Consider the following 8,690-nt stretch of genomic DNA (forward strand, 5'->3'; position numbering starts at 1 on the left):
CTCCCACGCGCCGGCGAGAGAGCAGTGCGTTGCGCCGCATCCCCATGCGACGGCCCGCCTCCCCCGGCCATGATCACAGCTCTTCCATCGAAGAGCCTCGCCCGGAGGTGGAGCTGACGCTGGAGATCTTCAAGGCAGGGATGAGCGGCGTTGCTTTAGACAAAGGCATAACAAGCGCTGCGTGTAGTACAGTTTCACACAAAATGCTCGTACAATGAAGTGTGGGTAAAATACAGACCACACGCGTTCAACTAGTGTGATCAGGCGTAACTTAGGCGCACCCTAAAAGAGCATGCGGACCCGCAACCCGGGATGGTTGTCTTCGAGCCTGAGCTTGATGTCGTGCAGCTCGGCGACCGCCGCCACGAGGCTGAGGCCGAGCCCGTTGCCCGAGGTGGTCCGATTGCGCTCGAGCCGGTAGAAGCGCCGGAACACCTTCTCGCGTTCGGCCTCGGGCACGCCAGGCCCATCGTCGCTCACCAGGCCGACCGGGCGTCCGCCTGCGCCCCGGCGCAGCTCCACCGACACGGTTGCGCCTGCCGGAGAGTGTCGCAGCGCATTCTCGACCAGGTTGGCGAGCATCTGCGTCATCAACTCGCGATCGCCGACATGCGGCACGCCGGTCTCCACCTTGGCGACGAAACGCTGCTGCCGGTCTTCCGCCACCGCCCCATAAGCGTCGCAGATGGTCTCGAACACGCCCGACAAATCATAGGCCCGAAAGCCCGCGCGTCGTGAGCCGGTCTCGATCTGGGCGATCCGCAGCAGCGCCTGGAAGGTGCCCAGGATGCTGTCGATCTCCTCCAAAGCCGCCTCGGCGTCGTCCTGCAGCGCAGGATCCTGCGTCTTCTGCAACATGCGCTCGAGCCGCCGGCGCAGATGCGCGAGCGGCGTCCTCAGATCATGCGCCACGTCGTTGGAGACCTGCCGCATGCTTTCCATGAGGTCCTGGATCCGGTCCAGCATGGTGTTGAGGTTGCCGGAGAGCTGGTCGAGCTCGTCGTCGGCGCCCTGAAGCGGGATGCGCTCGGACAGGTGTCCGCCGACGATGCGGTGAGCCGTCCGGTTGATCGCCTCCAGGCGCCGGACGAAACCGGCCCCGAGCAGCACTCCTCCCGCGAGGGCGAGAAGCGCCGTCACGGCCAGCGAGCCCACGAAGGCGCGCAGCACCAGCGTGTTCAGGTCGCCGAGGTCGTCCAGCACCCGGCCCACCGCCAGGTAGTCGCCGGACGGCAGCACCGCGCCGCGAAACAACGCCACGGCCGGGCCGCCGGACTGGCGCCCGCCGTGGATCGTTTCGGTGCGGCGCTCATACAGGCCTTCCAGCGCCTCCGCGGACGGAATGTTGCCGGCCAGTCGTTCGCCCGCCGGGTTTTGCAGGAGGTAGAAGCTCGACCGCGATTCGGCCGCGTTGGCGCGCCCCTCCACCTCCTCGCGCAGCCTGTCCAGGCCGGCGCGCCGATGCTCTTCCAGCAGGGCCGCGACCTCGACGCCGAGCGAGGCCCGCATCTGGTCGGCCCCATAGGCCTGCACCCGCCAATACGTGAAGGCGAACAGCGCGAAGGTCGAGAAGCTGAAGATCGCCGCATACAGGATCGCGAGCCGGAACGCCGCCGTGCGGACGAACCTAGGCAGGGTCACGGAGCAGGTACCCGGCCCCACGAATGGTCTGGATCAGCATGCCGGGAAAGTCCCGGTCCACCTTGCTGCGCAGGCGGCTGATATGGGTTTCGACGATGTTGGTCTGCGGGTCGAAGTGGAAGTCCCACACGTTTTCCAGCAGCATGGTGCGCGTCACCACCTGCCCGGCGTGCCGCATCAGGAACTCCAGCAGCTGGAATTCGCGCGGCTGCAACTCGATACGCTGCCCGGCCCGCACCACGGTGCGCTTCACCAGGTCGATCTCCAGGTCGGTGACGCGCAGAACGGTATCCACGCCCGCGAGCTTGGCCCGCCGCCCCAGGGCGTTGACCCGCGCGACGAGCTCCGCCGGCGCGAACGGCTTCACCAGGTAATCATCGCCGCCGGCCTCAAGACCCTCGACGCGGTCGTCGATGCCCGCCATCGTGGTGAGAAACAGCACCGGCGTGCGCACGTCGTCCTTTCGCAGCGTGCGGACCAGCGAGAGCCCGTCCATCGTCGGCAGCATGCGGTCCACCACCAGGACGTCATAGGCGTCCGCGAAGGCGGCCGCGAGACCTTGTCGACCATCCCCCACGACTTCGACCTTGTGCCCGAGATCACGCAGCCGGCTGGCGACGTCTTCGGCCATTTCGATATCGTCTTCGATCACAAGCAGCTTCATGGGGCGCCACTCCAAGGCAAGTTCTGCGTTGTCCTATCACATCCGGAGCGCGGGGCGACGGGCGTTGTGCGCGGTCGCACGGACGCCGCCCCGCCTTCGGGCGCTGGTTGTCGAGACCCATCTGTGGTTGCGCAGACACTGCTGCGCACCCTTGGACGGGGACAACTCGGAGAGCTTTGCCTTGACGATGCAGCGCGGGAGAGAATCGGTCCACATATCGGGGGCGCACGCAAACGATTCCGGAAGGATCACGATCATGAAGACCCTCGCCTCAACGGCGGTCGCCGTGTTGGCCATGGGCTCGGCAAGTCTCGCGGCCTGGCAGCCCGCCCGCGGCTCCGACGAGGTCAAGCTCGACATGATCGCGGCTCTTCAGGGTCGGTGCACGGCGATGATCGTGGCCGGCAAGCCCGCCGCCTGCGCGCAACGGGGCGGCGTTCTCGTCACCCGGCTAAAGAACCAGCGCACGCTCGTGATGATCGGCATGGCGGATGGCAAGTCCGCGCTCACCTTCGTGGGCGAAGGCGCGCACAGCGATGCGGCCCCGCTCGCCGACCTGCCGATCTCGCGCGTCTATGTGGGGTCCGACCCCAACGCGCCGCATGTCGACGCGAAGGGCTCCTGCAAGCTGGAGCCGGGCTCCGCCGGCAGGCTTGCCTGCCAGGCGGTGGACGCCGCCGGCGCGCGATACAGCCTCGAATTCCAGGGATCCGCGGCGCCCGAGATCCAGCGCTTCTGAGACCGCGCCGCGTCGGGAGTGCGCCCGGCTCTGTTACTTCACCACCGCCGCGAGACCCGAGAGCACGCGCCGCGTTCCGGTCAGCGTCTCGTCCTCGCCGCTCGTGGAGCGCGCGAACAGATCCGCGGTCTGCTCCAGGCTGGACTTCTCGAACTGGCGGCATTCCTTGGCGACCGCCACGCGGTAGAGCGCCAGGATCCGCTCCCGTTCGGCGCGCGCCGCCATCGAGAGGCTCGAGAACCGGCCCACCGCGCGCAGCACCGCCTCTTCGCCGCGCGGCAGATAGGCGAGGCCCCGCCGGGCGTCCTGCAGGTCCACCATGATGCGCTGGTACTTCAGCGTCATGCCGCGCAAGTCGGATGTCAGGTCCGGGCAGTCGTCCTCGGCCTGGGCGGACGAGCACACGAGCACCCCGATGGCGCACGCCACGGCGGGAACCAGGAAACCGCGAAGGCGCGCGACGAACATGGGGCAGCTCCAGTGCAACGAACCGGTGGTGTAATGGAGCAGCTTTGAAACAGCGTGGATCCGGCGCGTAAAATTGTCCCTTTCAAGCAAAAAGGGCCGCCTTTCGGCGACCCTTCGTAAGTCTGGCGGTCTGGAAACCGATCAGCGCGAGTAGAACTCGACGACCAGGTTCGGCTCCATCTGCACCGCGTACGGCACCTCGGCGAGGCCGGGCACGCGCGACATCTTGGCGGTCATCTTGGAGTGATCGACCTCGATGTAGTCAGGCACGTCACGCTCGGGCAGCTGCGAGGCTTCGAGCACGATGGCGAGCTGCTTGGAGGCGTCCTTCACCTCGACCACGTCGCCGACCTTGACCTGGTAGGACGCGATGTTGACGCGACGGCCGTTCACCCGGACATGGCCGTGGTTCACGAACTGGCGGGCCGCGAACGGGGTCGCGACGAACTTGGAGCGGTACACCACCGCGTCGAGGCGACGCTCGAGCAGGCCGATCAGGTTCTCGCCGGAGTCGCCCTTCAGGCGGATCGCCTCCTCGTAGTACTTGCGGAACTGCTTCTCGGAGATGTTGCCGTAGTAGCCCTTGAGCTTCTGCTTGGCGCGCAGCTGCGTGCCGAAGTCGGACATCTTGCCCTTGCGGCGCTGGCCATGCTGGCCGGGGCCGTATTCGCGGCGATTCACGGGGCTCTTCGGACGGCCCCAGATGTTCTGGCCGAGACGACGATCGATCTTGTATTTGGCCTGAACGCGCTTTGTCATCGCGGTTCCTCTTTTGTTGGTGTTGCTTGAGGAACGCGCCCTCCTCTGTCCGGCTTGCGGCCGAACCGACAGGCCCCTTGCGAGCGTTCGCGCAGGGCCACGGGTGCGTCAAATGCAACGCGGGCCGAAAACCCGGCCCGCGCTACGGGGGTGCTGATACAGAATGGGCGGCCCGGTGTCAAACCGGAGCGGCGCCTGCGCTAGGCGGATACGCCCAGCGGCATGGCCTCGACGTCCACGCGGCCGAGCCCGAATGCGTCCAGAGCCCGCGACAGCGCCGGCGTGAGCCCCGCCCCGCCGGTGAACAGCATGGTTGCGTCCTCGTCGCCCTCGTGCGCCAGCAGGGGCGCGCCCATCAGTTGCACCACCCGCCGCGCGATGGCGGGCGCGGGGTCGATCCAGGCCACCGGCCAGGGCGCCAAGGCCTCGAAATGCGGCAGCAGCAGGGGGTAGTGCGTGCAGCCCAGCACCACCACGTCGGTGCGCGGCTCGCCGGCTGGGAAGCACGGCGCGATCTCGGCCGCCAGCGCGGCGTCGTCCACGGCCTCGCCGCGCAGAAAGGCTTCCGCCATGCCGGCGAGGCGCGTCGAGCCCACCAGCGTCACCCGGCAATCGCCGGCGAATTCGGCGATCAGCGCCTGCGTGTAGTCGCGCTTCACGGTGCCGGGCGTCGCCAGCACGGCGACATGCCGCGTGCGCGAGCGTTCCACCGCCGGCTTGATGGCCGGCACTGTGCCGACGAACGGAATCGGAAACCGCGCCCGCAGCGCCGGCAGCACCAGCGTGGAGGCCGTGTTGCACGCGATCACGACGATGTCGGGCGCATGCAGCGCCACCAGCCGGTCCATCACCGAGACCACGCGGCTCACCAGCGCGCGCTCGTCCAGCCGCCCATACGGAAATGCGGCGTCGTCCGCCGCATAAACGAAGCGGGCGTCCGGCCGGGCCTTCAGGATCTCGCGATAAACCGTCAGGCCACCCAGGCCGGAATCGAACACGAGAATGACGGGCGCGCGCGGCGGGGACATGGCCGCGCCGTCATACTGAATTCCCGCCCAAAGATCGACCCGCATGGCGCTCACGCTGAATGGTGGCGCCAGTACAACCCCAGCGGGTTAACGCGCGGTAACGAAGAGCGCGAGCGGGCGTTGCAGACCCCTCATCCGGCGCTTCGCGCCACCTTCTCCCCGTGCCGGGGCGAAGGGAAGAACGGCGCCGCCGCGACCCTTCTCCCCGGCACGGGGAGAAGGTGGCCGCGCAAAGCGAGGTCGGATGATGGGAGCTCATCCCGAAAAGCCCCCTACTCTCCCCGCGCCTCCGGCGTCCCGGGCTTGGTGCCCTTGGGCGTCTGCTTCGGGCCTCGCCGCTTCTTGGTCTGCGGCTCGCGCGGGCCTTCCACCAGGCGCACCACCATGCCGCGCAGCGTCCGCACGTCCTGCTCGGAAAGACCCACCCGGTGGAAGATGTTACGCAGGTTGCGGCTCATCACCGGCCGCTTGTGCGGCGGGCGGAAGAAGCCTCGCGCCTCCAGCTGGTCTTCCAGGTAGTCGAAGAAGCTCAGCACCATGTCGCGGCTGGCAGGGCCCCACTTTTCCTTGCGCTCGAACGGCAGCGGCGCCTCGGCGCCCGCCATCCACGCATAGCCGGCCAGCAGCACGGCCTGCGAGAGGTTGAGCGACGCATAGGCCGGGTTCACCGGATAGGTCAGGATCGCGTCCGCCAGCGCGATGTCGTCGTTCTCGAGCCCGGTCCGCTCGCGCCCGAAGATGATGCCCACCTTCTGCCCGTCGGCCACGCGCCCGCGCAGGATCGGCCCGGCCTGGGCCGGCCCCACCACGTCCTTGCCCTGCCCGCGCTCGCGCGCCGTGGTCGCGTAGGTGAAGTGGAGGTCCGCCACCGCGTCGCGCAGCGTGTCGAAGATCTGCGCGCCGTCCAGCAGCGCCTCCGCGCCGGCTGCCGCCGCACGGGTCTTCTGGTTGAGCCAGCGCTCCCGCGGCCGCACCAGCCGCATCTCGGTCAGCCCGAAATTCGCCATGGCGCGCGCCGCCATGCCGACATTCTCGCCGAGCTGCGGCTCCACCAGGATGATGGCGGGCCCTCCCGAGAGGGCGGCGCGCGTGTGGTCGGTTCCGGCTCCGGGCATGATCGATCTCGCAGGGCGGCGTCAGCGCGCAGCCTTACAGGATCACGGGGCCGGATGGGGAGCCCGTTTGTGCCCCCCGCCGCCGCGTCAGGTGTTGCAGGCCGCCGGGATGGCCCCGTCGGCGTCCAGTTCCTGGATCAGCGCGTAGTCGCCCTTGCCGGGATTCTTGAAGCGCACCCGCGTCATCGGCTTCTTTTTGCCGATCAGCACGCGTTCCTTCAATTCGTTCCTGGCGTCGAAGCGGCTCACCACGAAGTCGGTCGCCTTGCCGCGCATATGGAACGCGTCGATCTCGAAAACCTCCAGGTCGCCCACCATCGTGGCCGCGTCCTTGCAGTTCTCCGTCAACGCCCCGGTGATCGGCTTGCAGCTGCTGGACGAACCGGCTGCGCGCGTGCCGGGTCCGATCAGCGACATCAGCGTCATTTTCACCACGGTGCGCCCCTCGACCTTGATCGATTCGCCATCCGTCGAAACGGTGATCTGTGTCCCGCGCGGATCGAGCGCCTTGTTGGCGAGGGCTTCGTTGACGAAGGTCTGGGCCTGGTTCACCCGGTCGCTCATGCGCGGGTAGAGCAGCTGGTCGCCGCTGGCCGCGCGCTTGCAGGTGAGCTCGACGCCCTGGATCAGGGCCGCCTGAGCGTTCTGGAAGCGCAGCGTGTCGACCCCCAGCCCGACGCCGCCGATCAGCGGAACGGCCAGCACGGCGAAGAGTGGCGCGTAGGCGCCGCTCTCATTGCGGCCGAAGCGGCGAAACAAGGTCCGGAAAGCCGGACGGAACGATGCAATAGCGATCATAGCGATCATGATGTCCACCTTGGCCCCGAGCGGGCGTTGATGTTGCGAGCGTTGGGCGACAGGAGAAAACGGGTGCGGAACGCGATCCGCCCCCCGAACAGATCGATCGGCAGGCGTCGGTTCACCACCACGTCGGCCACCAGCACGGTTTCGCCGTCCAGCAGCGATCGGCCGATCACCGGGGCGTCGTGCGCCGTCGCGGGGTCGGACGGCGCGGTGGTCCAGGTCATGCGCGGAACCCCGTCCGCGCGGGTGACGCGCGACAGGATCAGCGTCGCGCCAGTCGGCCCCTCGCCCATGGCGAGCTTCATGCCGTGCGTCACCAGGTTGAGCGTCGCCGCCGGCACGCCGAGCGAGGCGGCTTCCGACACCCCCATCTCCACCGCGACGTCCAGCAGGCGCGCCGCGGCGTTCACGGCGCGGCGATATTGCAGCAGGGCGTCGCCCAGGATCACGGCGCCGAAGCACAGCAGGATGATCACCGGCAGGATGAGCGCGGCCTCCACGGCCGCGGAGCCCTGCTCATTTCTGGAGAAGCGCTTCAGGTTCATGGCTGCCTCACAGCGCCCAGAACGCCGCCGTGACGAACACGGGCGGCGTGCTCATCCCGAACATCTTCATCGCGCCCGTGGGCGCGATGGCGGCGTGCTCGTGGATGACCCGGATGACGTTGGCACGGCCGGGCGCGATAGCGACCCGGTCCTGCACCGGCGAACTCACCGCCGGCGCGACGGCCGTCAGTTGCACGACCTGCACGCGAAAGCCGCCGTCATTCCTGCCGCACGGAAGCGCGCGCGCTTTCGCGCAAAGCTCCTGCTTGATAGCGTCGATGTCGCTGCTGCGCGTCAGCGGGTCGGCCAGGCGAACCGCCACGGCCGCCACGGCCGTCTCGGCCGTGCTTTGCACGTAGTAGCGCCAGCTGATCTCGAAAATCAGAAAGATCAGCCCGAACATCAACGGCGCCAGCAGCGCGAATTCGACAGCGATCGCTCCCGCGGCATCGCCGAAGAAGCGGCGCCCAAGGGCCGCCGCCCGGCGCCGGAAAGGCGCAGGGCGGCGAACTTGCTGGCGGGGGAGCCCGGCGCTCATTTCTGAGCGACGGGCCGCATGTCGGCGAAGAACCAGACGTCCTCCGCCAGGATCTCCTTGCCGTCGACGACGGCCTTGGAGATGAGCCGGTGCTCGCCATTGGTGGTCCAGTGGGCCCGCACGTCGATGGCGCTCACACGCCACTCCCGCACGCTTTTCAACTCGCCCGGCTGAACCTTGCCGTCGCCGTTGTCCACCCACAGCGCGAGCCCGTCGAGCTCGTCGCCGTCCAGCACGCCGTCGCCATTGCGGTCGAGCTTGGCCAGCTTGGCGAAGCCGTCGTGATGCTCCCGGTCGTTGCCGAACAGGCGCCGGCCGGACATGTCGTCCGCCGCTCGGCCGTCGCGGTCGTCCACCAGGAAGCCCTGGCCCTTGGGCAAGAGCCATTC

Annotated in this window: 11 protein-coding genes; 1 reads left to right on the top strand and 10 read right to left on the bottom strand. The window is 68.3% G+C overall.

Annotated elements, in window-relative coordinates; genetic code table 11:
* Positions 1–282: 282 nt before the first annotated feature.
* Positions 283–1,641 (bottom strand): sensor histidine kinase, encoded by a 1,359-nt coding sequence (locus AC1DSZ_RS19400; RefSeq protein WP_476839988.1) that lies wholly within the window; start codon positions 1,639–1,641, stop codon positions 283–285.
* Positions 1,628–2,305, bottom strand: coding sequence for a response regulator transcription factor (locus tag AC1DSZ_RS19405; RefSeq protein ID WP_476839989.1), 678 nt, complete (start codon positions 2,303–2,305; stop codon positions 1,628–1,630). The genes AC1DSZ_RS19400 and AC1DSZ_RS19405 overlap by 14 nt, the downstream gene beginning before the upstream one ends.
* Before the next feature lie 256 nt (positions 2,306–2,561).
* On the opposite strand from AC1DSZ_RS19405, the gene AC1DSZ_RS19410 reads away from it, so the two are divergent.
* Complete coding sequence (locus AC1DSZ_RS19410; RefSeq protein WP_476839990.1) at positions 2,562–3,044, top strand: hypothetical protein; 483 nt, start codon at positions 2,562–2,564, stop codon at positions 3,042–3,044.
* Between the two features lie 33 nt (positions 3,045–3,077).
* On the opposite strand, the gene AC1DSZ_RS19415 is transcribed toward AC1DSZ_RS19410, so the two are convergent.
* The 8 genes from AC1DSZ_RS19415 to AC1DSZ_RS19450 form a co-directional block, all read right to left on the bottom strand.
* Complete coding sequence (locus AC1DSZ_RS19415; RefSeq protein WP_476839991.1) at positions 3,078–3,512, bottom strand: hypothetical protein; 435 nt, start codon at positions 3,510–3,512, stop codon at positions 3,078–3,080.
* Positions 3,513–3,653: 141 nt separating this feature from the next.
* Complete coding sequence (gene rpsD / locus AC1DSZ_RS19420) at positions 3,654–4,271, bottom strand: 30S ribosomal protein S4 (RefSeq protein ID WP_188518897.1); 618 nt, start codon at positions 4,269–4,271, stop codon at positions 3,654–3,656.
* Between the two features lie 200 nt (positions 4,272–4,471).
* A complete protein-coding gene (gene murI / locus AC1DSZ_RS19425; RefSeq protein WP_476839992.1) occupies positions 4,472–5,344 on the bottom strand; it encodes a glutamate racemase in 873 nt (290 codons plus the stop codon).
* Between the two features lie 227 nt (positions 5,345–5,571).
* Complete coding sequence (locus tag AC1DSZ_RS19430) at positions 5,572–6,414, bottom strand: RNA methyltransferase (protein WP_476839993.1); 843 nt, start codon at positions 6,412–6,414, stop codon at positions 5,572–5,574.
* Between the two features lie 87 nt (positions 6,415–6,501).
* Complete coding sequence (locus AC1DSZ_RS19435) at positions 6,502–7,221, bottom strand: TadE/TadG family type IV pilus assembly protein (RefSeq protein ID WP_476839994.1); 720 nt, start codon at positions 7,219–7,221, stop codon at positions 6,502–6,504.
* Positions 7,218–7,763 (bottom strand): TadE/TadG family type IV pilus assembly protein, encoded by a 546-nt coding sequence (locus AC1DSZ_RS19440; RefSeq protein WP_476839995.1) that lies wholly within the window; start codon positions 7,761–7,763, stop codon positions 7,218–7,220. The genes AC1DSZ_RS19435 and AC1DSZ_RS19440 overlap by 4 nt, the downstream gene beginning before the upstream one ends.
* 7 nt (positions 7,764–7,770) lie before the next feature.
* Positions 7,771–8,301, bottom strand: a complete 531-nt coding sequence (locus tag AC1DSZ_RS19445) for a TadE/TadG family type IV pilus assembly protein (protein ID WP_476839996.1) — start codon at positions 8,299–8,301, stop codon at positions 7,771–7,773.
* The coding region (locus AC1DSZ_RS19450) for a hypothetical protein (protein ID WP_476839997.1) at positions 8,298–8,690 on the bottom strand (393 nt) is incomplete at its 5' end. The genes AC1DSZ_RS19450 and AC1DSZ_RS19445, both read right to left, overlap by 4 nt.

The organism is Alsobacter sp. P4_H11 (genome assembly GCF_056400925.1).

Bases quoted from the DNA above. Each gene is read 5' to 3' on its own strand.
- AC1DSZ_RS19410 (WP_476839990.1), top strand. From the start codon at position 2,562: ATGAAGACCCTCGCCTCAACGGCGGTCGCCGTGTTGGCCATGGGCTCG.
- AC1DSZ_RS19445 (WP_476839996.1), bottom strand. From the start codon at position 8,301: ATGAGCGCCGGGCTCCCCCGCCAGCAAGTTCGCCGCCCTGCGCCTTTC.
- AC1DSZ_RS19435 (WP_476839994.1), bottom strand. From the start codon at position 7,221: ATGATCGCTATGATCGCTATTGCATCGTTCCGTCCGGCTTTCCGGACC.
- AC1DSZ_RS19415 (WP_476839991.1), bottom strand. From the start codon at position 3,512: ATGTTCGTCGCGCGCCTTCGCGGTTTCCTGGTTCCCGCCGTGGCGTGC.
- AC1DSZ_RS19405 (WP_476839989.1), bottom strand. From the start codon at position 2,305: ATGAAGCTGCTTGTGATCGAAGACGATATCGAAATGGCCGAAGACGTC.
- rpsD (WP_188518897.1), bottom strand. From the start codon at position 4,271: ATGACAAAGCGCGTTCAGGCCAAATACAAGATCGATCGTCGTCTCGGC.
- AC1DSZ_RS19440 (WP_476839995.1), bottom strand. From the start codon at position 7,763: ATGAACCTGAAGCGCTTCTCCAGAAATGAGCAGGGCTCCGCGGCCGTG.
- murI (WP_476839992.1), bottom strand. From the start codon at position 5,344: ATGCGGGTCGATCTTTGGGCGGGAATTCAGTATGACGGCGCGGCCATG.
- AC1DSZ_RS19430 (WP_476839993.1), bottom strand. From the start codon at position 6,414: ATGCCCGGAGCCGGAACCGACCACACGCGCGCCGCCCTCTCGGGAGGG.